Origin of the sequence: Aquabacter albus, from assembly GCF_040049275.1 — a bacterium.
GTDB lineage: Bacteria > Pseudomonadota > Alphaproteobacteria > Rhizobiales > Xanthobacteraceae > Aquabacter.
Genome location: NZ_JBDZDT010000007.1, coordinates 53,892 through 71,970 on the forward strand (window position 1 = coordinate 53,892; position 18,079 = coordinate 71,970).

Annotated in this window: 15 protein-coding genes; 8 read left to right on the top strand and 7 right to left on the bottom strand. The window is 64.4% G+C overall.

The window, feature by feature from the left end; translation table 11 throughout:
• Nucleotides 1-47: 47 nt before the first annotated feature.
• Complete coding sequence (locus ABLE91_RS18435; RefSeq protein WP_348933139.1) at nucleotides 48-1,058, top strand: NAD-dependent epimerase/dehydratase family protein; 1,011 nt, start codon at nucleotides 48-50, stop codon at nucleotides 1,056-1,058.
• Nucleotides 1,059-1,112: 54 nt separating this feature from the next.
• On the opposite strand, the gene ilvA is transcribed toward ABLE91_RS18435, so the two are convergent.
• A complete protein-coding gene (gene ilvA / locus ABLE91_RS18440; protein WP_348933142.1) occupies nucleotides 1,113-2,660 on the bottom strand; it encodes a threonine ammonia-lyase, biosynthetic in 1,548 nt (515 codons plus the stop codon).
• Between the two features lie 487 nt (nucleotides 2,661-3,147).
• Between ilvA and ABLE91_RS18445 the strand changes: the two genes are divergently transcribed.
• Nucleotides 3,148-5,508, top strand: a complete 2,361-nt coding sequence (locus ABLE91_RS18445; protein WP_348933145.1) for a TonB-dependent receptor — start codon at nucleotides 3,148-3,150, stop codon at nucleotides 5,506-5,508.
• Between the two features lie 157 nt (nucleotides 5,509-5,665).
• On the opposite strand, the gene ppk2 is transcribed toward ABLE91_RS18445, so the two are convergent.
• Together ppk2 and ABLE91_RS18455 are read right to left on the bottom strand one after the other, a co-directional pair.
• Nucleotides 5,666-6,583 (bottom strand): polyphosphate kinase 2, encoded by a 918-nt coding sequence (ppk2, locus tag ABLE91_RS18450; protein WP_348933148.1) that lies wholly within the window; start codon nucleotides 6,581-6,583, stop codon nucleotides 5,666-5,668.
• Between the two features lie 150 nt (nucleotides 6,584-6,733).
• Nucleotides 6,734-7,714, bottom strand: coding sequence for a GlxA family transcriptional regulator (locus ABLE91_RS18455; protein ID WP_348933151.1), 981 nt, complete (start codon nucleotides 7,712-7,714; stop codon nucleotides 6,734-6,736).
• A 329-nt stretch (nucleotides 7,715-8,043) separates the two neighbouring features.
• Here ABLE91_RS18455 and frc point away from each other — a divergent pair, with 329 nt between their 5' ends.
• Nucleotides 8,044-9,318, top strand: a complete 1,275-nt coding sequence (gene frc / locus ABLE91_RS18460) for a formyl-CoA transferase (RefSeq protein ID WP_348933154.1) — start codon at nucleotides 8,044-8,046, stop codon at nucleotides 9,316-9,318.
• 42 nt (nucleotides 9,319-9,360) lie between these two features.
• Complete coding sequence (locus tag ABLE91_RS18465; protein WP_348933157.1) at nucleotides 9,361-11,493, top strand: acetate--CoA ligase family protein; 2,133 nt, start codon at nucleotides 9,361-9,363, stop codon at nucleotides 11,491-11,493.
• A 42-nt stretch (nucleotides 11,494-11,535) separates the two neighbouring features.
• Here the strand turns inward: ABLE91_RS18465 and ABLE91_RS18470 are convergent, their stop codons facing one another.
• Complete coding sequence (locus tag ABLE91_RS18470) at nucleotides 11,536-12,117, bottom strand: LOG family protein (protein ID WP_348933160.1); 582 nt, start codon at nucleotides 12,115-12,117, stop codon at nucleotides 11,536-11,538.
• Nucleotides 12,118-12,212: 95 nt separating this feature from the next.
• Here ABLE91_RS18470 and ABLE91_RS18475 point away from each other — a divergent pair, with 95 nt between their 5' ends.
• On the top strand, nucleotides 12,213-13,202 hold the full coding sequence (locus ABLE91_RS18475) for a GlxA family transcriptional regulator (protein WP_348933163.1): 990 nt from the start codon (nucleotides 12,213-12,215) through the stop codon (nucleotides 13,200-13,202).
• Nucleotides 13,203-13,232: 30 nt separating this feature from the next.
• On the opposite strand, the gene ABLE91_RS18480 is transcribed toward ABLE91_RS18475, so the two are convergent.
• Nucleotides 13,233-13,874, bottom strand: coding sequence for an HD domain-containing protein (locus tag ABLE91_RS18480; protein ID WP_348933165.1), 642 nt, complete (start codon nucleotides 13,872-13,874; stop codon nucleotides 13,233-13,235).
• Nucleotides 13,875-14,027: 153 nt separating this feature from the next.
• On the bottom strand, nucleotides 14,028-14,642 hold the full coding sequence (locus tag ABLE91_RS18485; protein WP_348933168.1) for an FMN-dependent NADH-azoreductase: 615 nt from the start codon (nucleotides 14,640-14,642) through the stop codon (nucleotides 14,028-14,030).
• 224 nt (nucleotides 14,643-14,866) lie between these two features.
• On the opposite strand from ABLE91_RS18485, the gene pdxR reads away from it, so the two are divergent.
• The 3 genes from pdxR (at nucleotide 14,867) to ABLE91_RS18500 (ending at nucleotide 17,317) form a co-directional block, all read left to right on the top strand.
• Nucleotides 14,867-16,282, top strand: a complete 1,416-nt coding sequence (gene pdxR, locus ABLE91_RS18490; protein ID WP_348933171.1) for a MocR-like pyridoxine biosynthesis transcription factor PdxR — start codon at nucleotides 14,867-14,869, stop codon at nucleotides 16,280-16,282.
• A 114-nt stretch (nucleotides 16,283-16,396) separates the two neighbouring features.
• Complete coding sequence (locus tag ABLE91_RS18495; protein ID WP_348933747.1) at nucleotides 16,397-16,852, top strand: carboxymuconolactone decarboxylase family protein; 456 nt, start codon at nucleotides 16,397-16,399, stop codon at nucleotides 16,850-16,852.
• Nucleotides 16,853-16,996: 144 nt separating this feature from the next.
• Nucleotides 16,997-17,317 carry a DMT family transporter gene (locus ABLE91_RS18500; RefSeq protein ID WP_348933174.1) on the top strand — a complete coding sequence of 107 codons (321 nt, stop codon included), beginning with the start codon at nucleotides 16,997-16,999 and terminating at the stop codon, nucleotides 17,315-17,317.
• Nucleotides 17,318-17,325: 8 nt separating this feature from the next.
• On the opposite strand, the gene ABLE91_RS18505 is transcribed toward ABLE91_RS18500, so the two are convergent.
• A complete protein-coding gene (locus ABLE91_RS18505; RefSeq protein WP_348933177.1) occupies nucleotides 17,326-17,976 on the bottom strand; it encodes a TetR/AcrR family transcriptional regulator in 651 nt (216 codons plus the stop codon).
• Nucleotides 17,977-18,079 lie beyond the last annotated feature (103 nt).

Genomic DNA, 18,079 nt, shown 5'->3' on the forward strand with positions numbered 1-18,079 from the left:
GCAATTTTGTTGGTCTGCGAAAAGCGGGAGTTTGGCGCCGTCAAGCGATGGAGGCCGATATGGAAAAGAAGATGGCACTGGTTCTCGGGGCGACGGGCGGAATTGGCGGCGCGGTCGCGGACCGGCTGGCCTGCGCCGGCTGGCGGGTGCGGGCGCTCCACCGCAATCCCGACCGCACGGGGCAGGATGGCCGGTTCGACTGGATCAAAGGCGACGCGCTCGTCGCCTCCGATGTGGCGGCGGCGGCTGAGGGGACATCCCTGATCGTCCATGCGGTCAACCCGCCGGGCTATCGCGACTGGGAGACGCTGGTCCTGCCGATGCTGGACAACACCATCGCCGCTGCGGCCCGGGCGGGCGGCGCGCGCATCCTGCTGCCGGGCACCGTCTACAATTACGGTCCCGACGCCTTCCCCGACATCACCGAGGACGCGCCGCAGAACGCCCGCACCCGCAAGGGCCGCATCCGCGTGGAGATGGAGCGGCGGCTGCGGCTGGCGGCGGACCGGGCGGACGCCAAGGTGCTGATCGTTCGCGCCGGCGACTTCTTCGGCCCCAAAGCGGCAAACAACTGGTTCAGCCAGGGCCTGGTCAAGCCGGGCGCGCGCCCGCATGCGATCAGCTATCCCGGGCGGCGCGGCATCGGGCATCAATGGGCCTATCTGCCCGATGTGGCGGAGACGATGGTTCGGCTGATCGAGCGCGGCGGGCTTGAGGACTTCTCGACCTTCCACATGGACGGTCACTGGGATGCCGACGGCACGGGGATGACGCAGGCCATCCGCCGCGCGTTCGGCGCGCCCGAGATCCCGGTCAGGCGCACGCCCTGGCTCCTGATGCGGTTGGCCGCGCCGTTCGTGCCGCTGCTGCGGGAACTCGCCGAGATGAGATATCTCTGGGAGCACCCCATCCGCCTGCGCAACGCCAAGCTCGAAGCGGCCATCGGCGCCGAGCCGCGCACCCCGCTCGACGAGGCCGTGCGGATCACGCTGGAGGCGATGGGATGCCTCGATGCGCCTGCGAAAGCCATTCCGCAGGCGAAGACGCTGGCGATGTGACACGCGGGTGCGGCACCGAGCCGAGCCGTGTCGGATCGAGTGCCGGAGCCGGATTCAATTCAGGCCGAGGAACATGGAATAGGCGGGGTTCCCGGTCTCGTCCCAGTGCGAATAGCCGAGGTCCTTGAGGAAGTCCTCGAACGCGGCGCGCTCCGGGGGTGGAACCTGGATGCCCGTCAGCACGCGGCCGAAATCGGAGCCGTGGTTGCGGTAATGGAACAGGGAGATGTTCCAGTCCGAATGCAGGCCCTCCAGGAATTTCAGCAGGGCGCCGGGACGCTCGGGAAATTCGAAGCGGTAGAGGATCTCGTCGGCCAACCCTTCGACCCGCCCGCCCACCATGTAGCGGACATGGAGCTTGGCCAGCTCGTTGTCGGTCATGTCGACCACGGTGAGGGCGTTGGCGCGGAGGAGGGCGATGATTTCCTGTTTCTCCGCCTCGCCGCGCTTCAGCGCCACGCCGACGAAGATCTGGGCGTTCGCGCCGGGGGCGATGCGATAGTTGAACTCGGTGATGGCCCGGCTGCCCAGGAGCCGGATGAAGGAGCGATAGGAGCCCGGCCGCTCGGGAATGGTGACGCCGAGCAGCGCCTCGGTGTGCTCGCCGATCTCCGCCCGCTCGGCCACATGCCGCAGCCGGTCGAAATTCATGTTGGCGCCCGAGGAGATGGCGACGACGGCGCCGGGCTGATCCAGGTCCGCGACGTGCCGGCGCAGTCCCGCCAGCGAGACGGCGCCGGCCGGCTCGGCGATGGCGCGGGTGTGGTCGAAGATGTCCTTGATGGCGGCGCAAATCTCGTCCGTGGAGACGGTCACCACGTCGTCGAGCAGGTCGCGGCAGAGCCGGAACGTCTCATCGCCCACCTGCCTGACGGCGACGCCATCGGCGAAGATGCCGACCTCGTCGAGGCGCACGGGATGCCCGGCCGCGATGGCCGCCTTCATGGATGCCGCGTCCTCCGGCTCGACGCCGATCACCCGGACGTCGGGCCGCAGGAACTTGACATAGGTGGCTATGCCCGCCGCCAGCCCGCCGCCGCCGATCGGCACGTAGATGGCGGCGAGCGGTCCCGGATGCTGCCGCAGGATCTCGACGCCGATGGTGCCCTGTCCGGCAATCACGTCGGGGTCGTCATAGGGATGGACGAAGACGAGGTCGTGCTGTTCGCAGAGCGCCAGGGCATGAAGCCGCGCATCGTCGAAGGCGTCGCCATGGATGATCACTTCGCCGCCCAGGCGCCGCACCGCCTCGACCTTGATGGAAGGGGTGGTGGTCGGCATGACGATGACGGCGCGCACGCCCATGCGCCGCGCGGAATAGGCGACGCCCTGCGCATGATTGCCGGCGGAGGCGCAGATGACGCCGCGCCGCCGTTCGTCCTCCGAGAGCCGTGCGATCTTGTTGTAGGCGCCGCGCAGCTTGAACGAGAAGACCGGCAGCAGGTCTTCCCGCTTCAGCAGAACCTCCCGGCCCAGCCGCTCGGACAATGTCCCCATCCGGTCGAGCGGGGTTTCGCCCGCCACTTCATAGACCGCCGAGTCGAGGATGCGGCGGACATAACCCTGCATGTCACATGTTCCTGCTGAATCGGCGACAGGCATGGCGCTCCAGCGCGCGCGGGTCAATGGCAGCGGTGAAAATGGGAGCGGCTCGAAATTGGCGTTCATTTCGGCGCGGACGCCAACATGCGGCCAGCGCGCTGAAGCTGAATATTGCGTCACGCTGCGGTATGCATCCCTGCCGTGTGATCGCTGCGGGGCTGGCCTTTATGAAGGACGGGGGGCCTTATCCGCCGTGTCGGCAGGTGCGGCTGGCACTTCGATTGTGTCGAAGGGTAGAGTGCTCCCCTACGTCAGACCGTAACGTCAACTACTCATTCTCTTACGTTAAGTAATATAACCGAATTGGAAAGAAATTTTGTTTTTAATTGTTATAAATCGAGTAATTCTCACGGGTTTATGACTGAATTACGGTCGAAAGAAGGGGTTTATTTGTTGTCGTATACTTCTATCAGAAAATAAGACTCGCCCCGCGACGAGCTTCAGCGCGTTTTCTCATTCAGAGCGCGCAATTTCGTGGGACAGGCATATGCGCTCCATCGGGTCTTCGGACGGCATTCGTTCAACAAACCAGCTCGTCGGCACGCGCGCCACGCTGATGGGCTCGCTGCACCTGACGGTGGGCGTCGCATCGGCCATGGCGGCGGCGCCGGCCGTGGCCCAGCAGGCCGGGACGAGCGGGGATATCGATCTGCCCACCGTTCAGGTGCAGGGCGGCACCGGCGGCTTCGTCGCGGATACGGTCGGCGTGACCCGCCTCCCGGTGCCGATCTTCGACATGCCGCAGCAGGTGGAGGTCGTCACCCATGAGATGATCCAGCAGCAGCAGACCACCACCATGGAGCAGGCCCTGCGCAACATATCCGGCATCACCTTCAGCGCGGGGGAGGCGGGGCAGCAGGGCGACAGCCCCATCATCCGCGGCTTCTCCGGCCGTGGCGACATCTTCCGGGACGGGATTCGCGACACCGGCTGGTACACGCGCGACATGTTCGACATCGAGGCGGTGGATGTGTTCCTCGGCCCGTCCTCGTTCGCGTTCGGCCGCGGCTCCACGGGCGGTGTCATCAACCTCGTGTCGAAGCTGCCGAAGGATGCCAACTTCGCCACCGCCGATGTAACCGGCTATACCAGCCAGGGCTTGCGCACCACGCTCGACGCCAACGGCCAGGTGAACGACAAGGTCAGCGCGCGTATCAACGCCATGGTCCAGAGCGTCGACACTGCGGACCGCGACAACATCACCGCCAGCCGCTGGGGCATCGCGCCGTCCGTCTCCGTGAAGCTGGACGACCGGACCAAGATGACGGCGTCCTATTACTATCAGCACGAAGACGGCGTGCCGGACTACGGCATCAACTACCTGCCAGCGCCCACTTTGAGCACGTCTCCGGGCACGTTCGGGCAGAGGGTAGGGGGCTATTACGGCAACGGGGCGCCGACCCCGCCCGTGCCGGTCCCCCGGAACACGTGGTACGGGGTGCTGAACGGGCCGCTGAACGATCAGGTGATCACCGACACCAGCATCGCGACGCTCCAGTTCGAGCGGGAAATCAATGATTTCGTGACGGTCACCAACGGCACCCGCTACGTGGTGAGCGACCGCATGGCGCGGCCCGCCGCGCCGCGCAGCGTGGGCGACGCCGGCAACACCGTCTTCCCCTCGCCCCTCCCGTCCGTAGACGTCGGCTATTCGGTCGCGCAGATGACGGTGGGCCAGCAGCGCTATCAGATCCAGACCGACAACACCCAGCTCAACAACCTCACCGACATGGTGGCGAAGTTCAAATGGGGCACGTTCGAGCACACGCTGAATGCGGGCATCGAGCTCGACAACGAGACCCGCAGCCAGCAGCGGGTCAATTTCTGCAACCAGGCGTCACCGCTCTGCCGGGTGTCGCTGATCAATCCCAGCAATTCCTCGCCCAATAACGGCGTGGGCGGCTTCCCCAGCTATTTCCCGTCCTCCAATTCCACTGATATGGCGGACGTGGCCCTCTATGCGGCCGACCAGATCAAGCTGAACCAGTATTGGCAGATCATGGGCGGATTCCGCTGGGACAACGCCACGACGGACTACAATGCGCTGACGGTGACGAACAATGGCCCGGCCACGTCCACCGCCTCGGCCCAGACGCTCTCCAGCAGCGATCTCATGCTCAACTACAAGGTCGGCGTGGTCTTCAGCCCGGTCGAGACCGTGAACCTCTATGTCACCTATGGTACATCGTCGAACCCCTCCTCGGAGTTCGGCGTGCTCGACACCGGCACCGTCACGCTTGCGCCGGTGAGCAACACCACTGCGGAGGCCGGCTTCAAGGCCCAGCTGCTGGACAATCACTTCGTGGTCAGCGGCTCGCTGTTCCAGACCATCCAGACCAATACGCGCGTGCCCACGGACCCATCGTCCAGCCTTCCGCCCATGGTGCTGGGCGGCGAGCAGGAGGTGCAGGGCCTTTCGCTCAGCGCCGCCGGCGCCCTCACAGCCCAATGGAATTTGAGCGCCAGCTACACCTATATGGAATCCGAGATCCTCAGCGCCGGGCCTGCGCCGACCCTTGCGAGCCTCGTGACCGTCGGCAAGCAATTGCCGAACACCCCGAACAATTCGCTCTCGGTGTGGACATCCTATGCCCTCACGCCGCAGCTCACTTTGGGCGCGGGCGCCGTCTACAACAGCAGCGCTTATGTGAACACCACCAACACGTCCTACGTCCCGTCCTATTGGACGTTCGACGCCATGGCGAGCTACCAGTTCAACGACCATTTCCAGGTTCAGCTGAACGTCTACAACCTGACGGACGAATACTACATCGCCCAGTATTTCGGCGGCAGCGCCGTTCCGGCCGCAGGGCGCTACGCGACGTTGACCGCGCGGGCAACCTTCTAGGATCAGGGCCTGGGCGGAGCCGGGAAGGCGTCACCGCTCCCGCGGATGTAACGGCGCTTACTCAGCGGTTTTCTGAAGCTGGTGCGTCTGCGACGCTTGACCCGTTGCCACAATCCGTTCCCCGGGCGCGAGTTGTGCGCGCCCGGGGACCGTGTCCTCAATAGCGTTCGGGCACATAGAGCTCCGGCGGCAGCGTGCGGCGCTCGTAGTTGGGATCGAACACGCGCTCCGGCAGTATGATCTCTTCCTGCGGGACGTCCTCGTAGGGGACCACCGAGAGCAGGTGCGAGATGACGTTGAGGCGCGCCCGCTTCTTGTCGTTGCCTTCCACGATGTGCCAGGGCGCCTCGGGGATGTTGGTGCGCTCGAACATCTCTTCCTTGGCCTTGGTGTACAGCTCCCAGCGTACGCGGGACTGCAGGTCCATGGGCGAGAGCTTCCACTGCTTGATGGGATCGTGGATGCGCATGAGGAAGCGCAGCTGCTGCTCCTCGTCGGTGATGGAGAACCAATACTTCACGAGGATGATGCCGGAGCGCACCAGCATGCGCTCGAACTCCGGCACGTCGTTGAAAAAGTCTTCCACCTGGGACTCATTGGCGAAGCCCATGACGCGCTCGACGCCGGCGCGGTTGTACCAGCTGCGGTCAAACAGCACGATCTCGCCGGCGGCCGGCAGGTGCGGTACGTAGCGCTGGAAGTACCACTGGGTCTTCTCGCGGTCGGAGGGGGCGGGCAGCGCCACCACCCGGCAGGTGCGCGGATTGACGCGCTGGGTGATGCGCTTGATGGCGCCGCCCTTGCCGGCGCTGTCGCGGCCCTCGCACAGGACGACCAGCTTCAGCCCTTTGTGGCGCACCCAGTCCTGCAGCTTCACGAGCTCGCCCTGCAGGCGCAGCAGCTCGTTGAAATAGATGTGACGGTCGATGGTGGCCTTCTGGCGCTTTTCGAGGAGGGCGCGCAGCTCGGGCGGGATGCGGGCGTCGTCGACCGCATGCTCGAGCTCCTCGTCCATGTCGTCCTCGAGCTCGATCTCCAGCCAGCTGCGGGTCTCGGTGTTGTTATGCTCGGTCATGTGCCTGCCTCCTGCTCCCCACCGGGTACCCGGAACCTAATGCGATTTGGTGACAGAGCTTAGCGGCCGGGCGCCTTTGGCGCACGATTGTGCGCATCATTGCCCACTCTCGCGATCGCTGGCCGGGATGACAGGGGGACGCCACTTCACCTAGGTGGTGGAGGCGAAGCGAGTTCGATATTCGTTCGGCGCAGTGCCGATCCGGCGGATGAAGGCGCGCCGCATCGTATCCGGGCTTCCGAAGCCGCATCGCGCGGCGACGCTTTGGAGGGAAAGGGACGTGTCCTCCAGAAGCTGGCGGGCCGCCTCGATGCGGGCGGCCTCCACGAAATCGGCGGGCGTGGAGCCGGTCTCTTCCAGGAAGATTCGGCTGAAGTTCCGCTCGCTCATGCCCGCCTTGCCGGCGAGGCGCGGAATGGTGAGTTCGTCGGTGAGATGGTCGAGGATCCAGTGCTGGATGGTTTCCACGCGGCTTTCCAGCGCCAGCTGCGCTGCGAGATGCTGGCTGAACTGGGATTGCCCGCCCGGCCGCTTGAGAAAGACGATGAGCCGCCGTGCCACCCGCATGGCCAGTTCCCGGCCATGGTCTTCCTCCACCAGGCTGAGGGCGAGATCTATGCCCGCAGTGACACCGGCCGACGTATAGAGCGCACCGTCCTTCACATAGATCTTGTCCGGCTCCACAAGGGCTGAGGGGTATCGCAAGGCGAGCGCTGCCGCGTCCTCCCAATGGGTGGTCACCCTCCGCCCGGTCAGCAGGCCCGCTTCCCCCAGGAAGAACACGCCGGTGCAGACGGAGCCGAACCGGCGCATCTCGGGCGTGCGCCGTCGCAGCCAGGCATGAAAGTCGCCGAAAGCCGCCACGTCGGCCACGTGGGGTGTGCCTGCCACCAGCAGCGTGTCGATGGGATGGTCCTCGTCATGGATCGAGGCATCGGGCACCAGCGTAAGACCGTCTGTGCGGACGAAGCCTCCTGGTTCAAGGGCGATGAGCTGGATCGCATAAGCCGCGCGCCCCTCGGACTGCCGGGTCGCCTCCCGGAACACGTCGAGCGGCCCGACCACGTCCAGGGTCTGGGCACCGGGCGGGACCACGATGGCCACGGGGATGGTGTGCGCACGACGGGCCATGGCGGTGTCCTCCCTATCCCGATCGGAAAGCCGAAGATTGGCGAAATCCATCGTCTCTTTGGCCGATATTGTCGTCTTAAGGCGATTGTCGCCAAGAGGGCAAGTTGGTAGTCTTTTTGTACTCGATATACGGAATACGTGAGTTTCCAGGGTTGCCGCAAGTAACCAGAAGATAAAACGCCGGCGCCTCATGGAGGCTGTCGGATTCCTATCGAAAATCCAGCTGCAGACCCGGCCCGCTGGCCGGCGCGCGATGGCGCTCGGCCGTCGACGGAGTTGTGCGGCCAAGGACAGATGCATGGGCCCCGGAGCCCTGAGGGAGTGATGGCATGGGAAAGGCGCTGGACGGCGTCCGTGTTCTGGATTTCACGCATGTTCAATCCGGGCCGAGCTGCACCCAGCTCCTCGCCTGGTTCGGTGCCGACGTCATCAAGGTCGAGCGGCCGGGCATCGGCGACATCACGCGCTCCCAGCTCCGCGACGTGCCGAACGCCGACAGCCTCTATTTCACGATGATGAACGGCAACAAAAGGTCCATCGCGCTCGACACCAAGCATGCGGAAGGCAAGCGCGTCCTGGAGGACCTGATCAGGGTCTGCGACGTGCTGGTGGAGAATTTCGCCCCCGGCGTGCTTGACCGCATGGGCTTTCCCTGGGAGCGGATCGAGGCGCTCAATCCGAAGATCGTCGTCGCCTCCGTCAAGGGTTTTGGCCCCGGCCCGTTCGAGGACTGCAAGGTCTATGAGAATGTCGCCCAATGCACGGGCGGTGCGGCTTCCACCACCGGATTCCGGGACGGCATTCCCCTCGTCACCGGCGCGGGGATCGGCGATTCCGGCACCGGCATTCACCTCGCCATGGGGATTCTGGCGGCGCTCTTTCAGCGCACCCATTCCGGCCGCGGGCAGAAGGTGCTCGCACCCATGCAGGATGCCGTGCTCAACCTCTGCCGGGTGAAGATGCGCGACCAGCAGCGCCTCGCCCATGGCCCGCTCACCGAATACAGCCAGTATGGCGAGGGCATCCCCTTCGGTGATGCGGTTCCCCGCGCCGCGAACGATTCCGGCGGCGGCCAGCCCGGGCGTATCCTGAAATCCAAGGGCTGGGAGAGCGATCCCAACGCCTACATCTATTTCATCACCCAGGCCCAGGTCTGGCCGAATGTCTGCACGGTGATCGGCCGCCCGGAATGGGCGGGCCATCCCGACTATGCGACGCCCGCCGCACGTCTCCCCCGCCTCAACGAGATCTTCGGAGCCATCGAAGACTGGACGATGACCCGGACCAAGTTCGAGGCCATGGAGATCCTGAACCGATACGACATTCCGTGCGGGCCGATCCTCTCCATGAAAGAGCTTCTGGATGACGAGGCGCTTTACGCCTCCAGGACCCTGGTCCGCGTCGAGCATCCCGTGCGGGGCAGCTACGTCACCGTCGGCAATCCGGTGAAGCTGTCGGACAACGACGTTGCCGTCGAGCGCGCGCCGCTGCTCGGGGAGCACACGGACGAGATCCTTTCGCAGGTGCTGGGTTTCAGCGCCGCGCGGGTCGCCGCCATCAAGGCGTCCGGCGCCACCGGCGAACAGCAGCTGGCCGCGGAATAGCGGCTTCAAGATTCAGACACGCGCTCATCGGGAGGTCACACCATGTCGGGCATCAGCAGAACCGCGATCCGAGCCATTCTCGACAAGGTCAAGGCGGAGGGCCGCACCGCTCTGACGGCACCGGAAGGCAAGGTCATCTCCGACGTCTACGGCATTCCGGTGCCCGGCGAGGGGCTGGCGAAATCCGCCGCCGAGGCGGCCGCACTTGCCGCGGGCATGGGCTATCCCGTGGTGATGAAGATCGTCTCGCCGGATATCCTGCACAAGACGGAGGCGGGCGGCGTCATCGTCGGCGTGACGTCGGAGGAGGGGGCGCGGGCTGCCTACGACACGATCATCGCCAATGCGCGGAAATACAAGGCTGACGGGACGATCGACGGCGTCCAGGTCCAGCAGATGCTGAAGGGTGGAACCGAGGTCATCGTCGGCGCCATCACCGACAAGAGCTTCGGCAAGCTTGTGGCGTTCGGCCTTGGCGGCGTGCTCGTGGAGGTCCTGAAGGACATCACCTTCCGCCTCGCCCCGGCGACGAGGGAAGACGCCTGTTCCATGCTGGACGGCATCAAGGCGCGGGAGATGCTCCAGGGCGTGCGCGGCGGCGAGGCGGTCAACCGCGAGGCGCTGGCGGACGTGATCGTGAAGGTCTCCCGGCTGGTGAGCGACTTCCCCGAGATCGTCGAGCTCGACCTCAATCCCGTGTTCGCCACCAAGGACGGCGCGATTGCCGCCGACGTGCGCATCGTGGTGGATTTCGACCATGTGCCGCGCGCCGCGCCGCGCAGCCAGGACGAGATCGTCACGGCCATGAACCGCATCATGCGGCCGAAGTCGGTTGCGGTGATCGGCGCCTCCTCCGAGGACGGCAAGATCGGCAATTCGGTGATGAAGAACCTCATCAATGGTGGCTACAAGGGCGAGATCCATCCTGTCCATCCGAAGGCCGCCGAGGTGATGGGCTACACCGCCTACAAATCGGTCGAGGACATCCCCGGCCACGTAGACACGGCGGTGTTCGCGATCCCGGCGAAGCTCGTCGCGGGCGCGCTCAGGGAATGCGGGGAGAAGGGGGTGGTCGGTGCGGTTCTCATCCCCTCGGGCTTTGCCGAGGCGAATGAGCCGGAGCTTCAGGCCGAGATCGTGGAGATCGGGAAGGCGTACGATATCCGCCTCATGGGGCCGAATATCTATGGCTTCTACTACACCCCGGAAAACCTCTCGGCGACCTTCTGCACGCCGTTCGACGTGAAGGGCTCTGCGGCTTTGTCCTCGCAGTCGGGCGGCATCGGCATGGCCATCATCGGGTTCTCCCGCTCGGCGAAGATGGGCGTGTCGGCCATTGTCGGCCTCGGCAACAAGTCGGATATCGATGAGGACGACCTCCTCGCCTTCTTCGAGCAGGACCCGCACACCAACATCATCGCCCAGCATCTGGAGGATTTGAAGGACGGCCGGGCGTTCGCCGAAGCCGCCAAGAGGGTCTCGAAGACGAAGCCCATCGTCGTCCTGAAGGCCGGGCGCACATCCGCCGGGGCGGCGGCTGCCGCCTCTCACACCGGGGCGCTTGCCGGCAACGACAAGATCTATGAGGACGTGTTCGCCCAGTCCGGTGTCATTCGCGCCCGCTCGCTGCGCCAGCTCCTGGAATTCGCGCGTGGCGTGCCGCTTCTGCCGACGCCGAAGGGCGAGAACGTCGTCATCATCACCGGCGCCGGCGGCTCGGGGGTGCTGTTGTCGGATGCGGTAGATGATAACGGCATGGCGCTCTACAGGATCCCGGCGGATCTCGACGCCGAATTCCGGACGTTCATCCCGCCCTTCGGTGCCGCCGGAAACCCCGTCGACATCACTGGCGGCGAGCCGCCCCAGACCTACGCCAACACCGTGCGGTTGGGGCTGCGGGACGAGCGCATCCACGCGTTGATCCTCGGTTACTGGCACACCATCGTCACTCCGCCCATGGTGTTCGCGAAGCTCATGGTGGAGGTCCGCGACGAGATGCGCGCCAAAGGCTTCGAGAAGCCCATCGTCGCCTCGCTTGCGGGGGATGTGGAGGTGGAAGAGGCGGCCGAATATCTCTACCAGAACGGCATCCCCGCTTATGCCTATTCCACCGAGCTTCCGGTCGAGGTGCTCGGCGCCAAGTACAAATGGGCGCGCGGCGCCGGCCTCATTTAGCGAGGGGCGCCCGTTCTGCTGAATTTCTCTGAGCCGGCACCATTACAGAAGCTTGGATACTTCCACGCGCTTATGGGTGCGAAGCTTTTCGAGCAAAGCCGTCGCATCCGCATCGACAGCTATCGTTTCGCGATGTGCAGCAGGCAGAAACTTTGTCTCGACCATATGGTCGATGAAACCCAGGAATGCCGAAAAGAAGCCGGCGGAGTTCAGCAGGCCGATGGGCTTATCGATCTCTGAGAGCTGGTTCATGCTCCATACGTCCATGAGTTCGTCTACCGTTCCGATGCCTCCCGGCAGCGCGATGAAAGCATCGGCAAGCGCAACCATCCGCTCTTTGCGGATGCGCAAAGTCAGTGCGATTTCGCGCTGCGTGAGGTGAGGGTGGACGTGCCCGAGCTGATGCAGGTTCTCGGTGATCACGCCGTGGACGGCCCCACCACTCGCCAGGGCGGCATCGGAGAGAATTCCCATCAGGCCGTTCCGCGTCCCTCCATAGACGAGGGTGATGCCCGCCTCTCCCAACGCCTGGCCCAGGGCCCGCGCGCCATCAGCGTAATCCTGCGTCGCGCCGACATTGGATCCACAGAACACCGCGACGCTATTGATGGAGCGCATCGTCATGAGAGCCTCTTCGATATCCGGACCGCGGCAATCGCGGGCAATGCTCTGATCGTCCGGATTTGACGTGAGACATCGCTTTCCGCCATCCTATTGCGATGACCAGAGCACGCAAGCCTCCTCTTCCCAAGCTGGTTGCGATCGTCGCTTTCCCAGGGGTTCAGCTCCTCGACGTATCCGGGCCACTGGACGTTTTCGCTGAGGCGAACGCGCGCTCCGGCCTGTCCCTTTATCGCCAGTGCGTCGTATCGGCTGAAGTCGGGGACATCAGAAGCTCTTCGGGTGTCCGATTGGTTGCCGACACGCGCATGGAAGATGGCAACCTCCGCAATATCGATACGCTTCTCGTGGCTGGCGCGCCCGGCGCCGCGGAGGCGCGCTTGGACGAGAGCGTCGTCGGCTGGCTGCGCAAGAACGCCGGCAACGCGCGGCGCTACGGCTCCGTTTGCGCGGGCGCGTTTTTCCTCGCGCCGACCGGGCTCCTGGATGGACGCCGGGTCACGACGCATTGGGCGGTCGCGGACGCTTTTGCGCGGCGGCATCCCGAGATCGAACTCGATATCGATGCCATCCATATCGCCGACGGCCCTGTCCGCACCGCGGCGGGCGTCACCGCCGGGCTTGATCTGGCGCTCTCGCTTGTCGAGGAGGACCATGGCCGCGAACTGGCGATGGCGGTCGCGTCGCAGCTCGTAATGTTCTTCAAGCGACCCGGTGGGCAGCTGCAGTTCAGCCGCAAGGGTGACGCGGCTCCGGTAGGTCGCGCGGCGCTGCAGGAGGTTCAGCGATGGGTGGCCGCCGAGCCCGCCGCCGATCACAGCATCGCGAAACTGGCGGAACGAACGGGGTTGAGCGAGCGCCATTTTGCACGGCTCTTCCATCACGAGATCGGCATGACGCCCGCGCAGTGGGTGGAAGAAGCGCGGGTGAACGCCGCGCGGCGGATGCTCGAGGATGGCCATCATGCCCCCAAGCAGGTGGCGACGCTCTGCGGCTTTGCGAACGCCGATACATTGCGTCGGGCCTTCGCGCGGCGCGTGGGCGTCACCCCGGCGGAATATCGTCGCCGGCACGGCGGCCAGCAGTGATTGAGGCCGCCGTGAATTGTCCCGGCGGTGTCAGCCATGCCAGCGCGATTTCCGGATCACGCTGCAGAAGTTGCCCCGGTGAAAGTGCGGCTCCTTATCCGCGATCACGTCGGCCTTCACGTTGCCGAAAGTCGTGTCGGGCTTGTGCCTGATCCCATCGTAGAAGGCCTGGATGATATCCTCCTTGAAATGGGGCGTGCGTGGAAAGGCCTTGACCACGGCCTCGCGCTCTTCGTCGCTATATTGATCATAGGTGAGCCCGAGGACGTCCATCTCGACGCCGGCGGTGACCAGGGCGACCACAGGATTCATGTGGACCGGTACACCCGGCGTGGTGTGAAGGGCGATCGCCGTCCACACGGTATAGGCGTCAGCTTCCGGCACGCCGTGGCTCCGGAGAAAGTCGCGGGCGGCATGGGCGCCGTCGACTTCGAACCGCTCGTGGCTGCTGCTATGCCCCGGCATCAGGCCAAGATCGTGGAACATGGCGCCGGTATAGAGAAGCTCCCGGTCGAACTTCAGCCCGCGTTGCACCCCGGCCAGCGCTCCAAAATGATAGACGCGGCTCGAATGGTTGAAGAGCAGCTCGGTTTCGGTGTCCCGGATAAACTCGGTGACAGCCTTGGCAAGCTTGCTGTCGGGGATGCTGATCTCTTTGTCGATGATCGCCATGTCGGCCTCCTTCATGGATTGTCCATAGACGCTAAGATCGGAGCTGTGTGTCTGCAATCGTCGCAATACGTCAAATCTCGCCAAAACACTTTTCAAACGGCCGTGCGGGACGATGGGAGAAAATCCGACGCCGCTGCGTCGTTGCCGACCCGATTACGAACGCGCACCGGCGAAATGCGCCAGCAATGCCGCGTCCGCGTTCCGGCGCGCCTCGTCCAGTGCCTCCGGGCCAAACACGGTGCCCTGGACGGAAAAGAATGTCAGGTCTCGCAATCCGATGATGGCGAGCGCCGCCTGCAGATAAGGCGTCAGAAAATCGGGCTGGCGCGCGCCCTCGCCGGAGAACCGTCCTCCCGACGAAACGGCGATGAAGACGGGACGATCGTGCAATCTTCCGACTTTCCCGTGCGCCGTGACATCGAACGTCCAGCGGACGCGGACGACGTGATCAATCCACGCTTTCAGGGCGGATGGGACGGTGAAGTTGTGGACGGGCGTGCCGATGACCACGAAGTCAGCGCTCTCCAGCTCCTTAATCAGTGGTTCGGAAACCGCGGCCGAACCGTTCTGCGACACATCCGCCAAGGAATGCTGGGAAACGGCATAATCCTGATCGACATGCCCAAGCGCGTCGTCACTTACGTTCCTGTCCACGACAACAGAAGCCGGCTCCTTCGCAAGAAGATGATCGACGATCTTTCGCGATAGCCTGTAGCTTTCGGCAGCCCGTCCGCGCGGGCTGCAGCTGATATGAAGAATCCGCTTCACGGATATGCTTTCCTGATCGAGCCCAAGGTCCGCCGGCCGTCGCGAATTGCGAGAATGGGCCGTTGGGTGGTTGCATCAGAAGCTACCCGCTTATGGCCTTTATCCAAGGTCCATGAAGCCAATCGCAAATTGGTCCATGATCGCAGCGCCAGTTCTCGTCGCTCCTGGGAACGGGCGAACATGGTGCATTCTGAGCTGAGGAAATTGCGCTATAAGAATGGGCCATGGCGACCCCTGAACCTCGCATTTCGCCGTTGGATCCGGCGGCGACCGAGCCCTTCTACCGACAGATCTATGATCGGATTCGGGGCGCCATCGCGAGCGGACGTCTGAAGCCGGGCGATCGAATTCCTTCCGCGCGCGCAATGGCGACCGAACTGGGTCTGGCCAGGGGCACGGTGGACACGGCTTACGCCCTGCTGACCGCGGAGGGATACATCCAGGCGCGCGGCCAAGCGGGCACCATCGTGGCGCCGGACCTCGACCCACGAGTGCATCCTTCACGGGCGATCCCGCAGCCTCGCCCCTCGCGCCCGGCGGCCTTTCGGGCGGATTCGATCCTGCCATTCCAGATGGGCCTGCCGGCCCTCGATGCATTTCCACGGAAGGTCTGGGCGCGCCTCGGCGCGCGCGCCATTCGAGCCATACAGCCGTCCGGCATGACGGATCCGCCCGTCTACGGTTCGCAAGCATTGCGTGCCGCGATCGCGTCCTATCTTCACGTCTCGCGCGGGGTCAGGTGTTCGCCGTCCCAGGTCTTCGTGACGTCAGGCTATCGACACACGCTCGAGCTGATCAGCCATGCGCTGCTGGAGGCTGGCGATCGTGTCTGGGTGGAGAATCCAGGCTTTCCGCCGACGCGGGAGCTGCTGGGGCATATGAAAATCGAGACGGTGCCGGTGCCCGTGGATGCAGAGGGAATGCGCGTTTCGGAGGGCGCCGCGCGGGCGCCCGGTGCTCGCGCGGCCGTCGTGACGCCGGCGCACCAGAGCCCTTTGTGCGTCTCTCTCTCCCTGCCGCGCCGCATGGCGCTTCTGGATTGGGCCGCAAAGAGCAAGTCGTGGATTATCGAGGACGACTATGACGGCGAGTATCGATACGTCAGCCGCCCCCTTCCGGCGCTGAAGAGCATGGATCTGGATGGGCGCGTGATCTATGCGGGCACGTTCAGCAAGGTCCTGTTTCCCAGCCTTCGCCTTGCCTATCTCGTGGTACCGGAGGCGCAGATCGATCGTTTCGAGGACGTCTACCACGCCTTTGCCGGAGGGAGCCCGGAACTCACGCAGGCGATCGTCACGGCTTTCATTCAGGAGGGTCACTTTGCGCGCCACATTCAGCGGATGCGCAAACTGTACGCCGAGCGCCGGCGCCTGACGGCGTCGGGGCTGATGCGCGTGCTGGCCGACCACGTTACGATCGACTCCCAACCGGGCGGAATGCACCTAGTGCTGCGTCTGCGTGGAAAGCAGAGCGATCGCGATCTGGTGGCACGAATGCGGGAGGAAGGCCTCTCTGCCGAAGCCTTGACGGGCTGGACCGTGGACGGCGAGAGAGCCTCTGCCCTTCTCCTCAACTTCACGAACGTCGATTCCGCCGAGACCGCCGAGAGGCTTGCACATCGGATATTAAAACTGATGTGATGGCCGCCGCGACGTAGGCCGCGTATGGCCCAGTTGCGAAGGCGAGTCATGGACCTTCTTTGCTGGTCCAAGACGCGGCACATGGTGATCCTGCAATCGGAAAGGGATTTCGCCATGAGCAAGCGCATCGACTACGCCAAAGCCTCCCCGGAAGGCTACAAGGCTTTCGGCGCCGTATACGCCACGCTCCTCAAGGGCAGCCTGCCCAAGGAACTGATAGATCTCGTCTATCTTCGCGTGTCGCAGATCAATGGCTGCGCCTTCTGCATCGACATGCACACAAGGGACCTGCTCAAGTCGGGCCTGGCCGTGGAGAAGATGGTGCTGGTGCCGGTGTGGCGCGAAGGGGGGGCGCTGTTCACGGCGCGCGAGCGCGCCGCTCTCGCCTGGGCCGAGACGGTGACAAGGGTTTCCGAAACCGGTGTTCCCGATGCCGACTACGCGGCGGCCGCCGCTGAGTTCTCGGAGGTGGAGCTTGCCGATCTCACCTACGCCATCGGCCTGATGAATGCCTTCAACCGCTTTGGCATCTCCTTCCGGGCGACGCCCGCCGCCGTAGCCAGAGCCTGATCCTGGAAGGAGCGAGCGGCGGTCGCATGGAATTCGCCATGCGCCCACGCCCGCACCCTCGTTGCGGCGGGCTGCGCCGGCCGTTGGCTCATCAGCCTCACCGACCTGAAATTGGCGGCGGAGGCAATCAACGGATCGCAAATCATGGCTTGGGCAATGCTCTGCATCGCGGGTGTTCTGGAAATAGCATTCGCCTTTTTCATGAAGGCCTCAGAGGGCTTCACTCGGCTCACCCCCAGCCTTCTGACGGTAGCCACGGGATTGACGAGCGTTGTTCTCCTCTCCATCGCGCTCCGAACCTTGCCGGTGGGGACCGGCTATGCCGTGTGGACGGGGATTGGCGCGGCGGGCACGGCTATTGTCGGCATCGCCCTGCTCGGTGATCCCGCCTCGATGCCGAGAATTCTATGCATTGCATTGATTTTGGCAGGCGTGATCGGACTAAGGCTGGTTCCAATGGCCTAGAGGTCGGCTCAGCCCTTGGTCCGGCAGCCGTCCAGGAAAAGCCGGGCGCACATGCGGGCCCGCATGCGAATCTCGTCAATTTCCGGATAGGTCCGCTGGCCCAGCAGCACGCCGCGCTGGGGCTCCATGGTGATCATCCCCCTCAGCATGCCTGAGGCAAGGGCAGGGTCTTCCAAAGTGATGCGGCCGAGCTCCTGCTGGTGGCGCAGCCACTGCTCCAGCACGTTGCCGGTGCGCTGCATCGCGTCGGTGTAGAAGGTGCTGGCAAGCTCGGGGAAGCGGCCGCGCTCGGACACCACGAGCTGGAGCATGAGGATGGCATCGCGGCCAAGCGTGAGGATGCCGTAGGAGATGAGGATGCGCTCGAGCGACGCGTCGAGCGCGAGCGCATCGAGGCCGGTGTCCTCGATGGCGGTAATAAACTGGTCGATGTGCTCGGAGATCACCTTCGAGAACAGCGCCGCCTTGGTGGGCACCAGCCGGTAGAGGGTGCGGCTGGAGACACCGGCGCGTCGCGCCACCGCATCGACGCTGGTGCCGGCAAAACCATTGGCCTGGAACTCCTGCGCAGCCGCCTCGACGATCAGATGGAGCGTCTCCTCGTCGGATCGGACAGGGGGGCGACCGCGCGGCCTCCGCTCTTTGTGATTTTGTAGCATGATCGTTTTCCAAATTCTTCTGGACAACGCGATTTGATCGCTTATTTTGGAAAGTAGCAAATTTCCAAATTGACGCCAACCCGTTTGGCGACCCGAGATCAGG

Excerpts from the sequence above, each read along its gene's own strand:
- ABLE91_RS18435 (WP_348933139.1), top strand. The coding sequence starts at position 48 with ATGGAGGCCGATATGGAAAAGAAGATGGCACTGGTTCTCGGGGCGACG.
- ilvA (WP_348933142.1), bottom strand. The coding sequence starts at position 2,660 with ATGCCTGTCGCCGATTCAGCAGGAACATGTGACATGCAGGGTTATGTC.
- ABLE91_RS18445 (WP_348933145.1), top strand. The coding sequence starts at position 3,148 with ATGCGCTCCATCGGGTCTTCGGACGGCATTCGTTCAACAAACCAGCTC.
- ppk2 (WP_348933148.1), bottom strand. The coding sequence starts at position 6,583 with ATGACCGAGCATAACAACACCGAGACCCGCAGCTGGCTGGAGATCGAG.
- ABLE91_RS18455 (WP_348933151.1), bottom strand. The coding sequence starts at position 7,714 with ATGGCCCGTCGTGCGCACACCATCCCCGTGGCCATCGTGGTCCCGCCC.
- frc (WP_348933154.1), top strand. The coding sequence starts at position 8,044 with ATGGGAAAGGCGCTGGACGGCGTCCGTGTTCTGGATTTCACGCATGTT.
- ABLE91_RS18465 (WP_348933157.1), top strand. The coding sequence starts at position 9,361 with ATGTCGGGCATCAGCAGAACCGCGATCCGAGCCATTCTCGACAAGGTC.
- ABLE91_RS18470 (WP_348933160.1), bottom strand. The coding sequence starts at position 12,117 with ATGACGATGCGCTCCATCAATAGCGTCGCGGTGTTCTGTGGATCCAAT.
- ABLE91_RS18475 (WP_348933163.1), top strand. The coding sequence starts at position 12,213 with ATGACCAGAGCACGCAAGCCTCCTCTTCCCAAGCTGGTTGCGATCGTC.
- ABLE91_RS18480 (WP_348933165.1), bottom strand. The coding sequence starts at position 13,874 with ATGGCGATCATCGACAAAGAGATCAGCATCCCCGACAGCAAGCTTGCC.
- pdxR (WP_348933171.1), top strand. The coding sequence starts at position 14,867 with ATGGCGACCCCTGAACCTCGCATTTCGCCGTTGGATCCGGCGGCGACC.
- ABLE91_RS18495 (WP_348933747.1), top strand. The coding sequence starts at position 16,397 with ATGAGCAAGCGCATCGACTACGCCAAAGCCTCCCCGGAAGGCTACAAG.
- ABLE91_RS18500 (WP_348933174.1), top strand. The coding sequence starts at position 16,997 with ATGGCTTGGGCAATGCTCTGCATCGCGGGTGTTCTGGAAATAGCATTC.
- ABLE91_RS18505 (WP_348933177.1), bottom strand. The coding sequence starts at position 17,976 with ATGCTACAAAATCACAAAGAGCGGAGGCCGCGCGGTCGCCCCCCTGTC.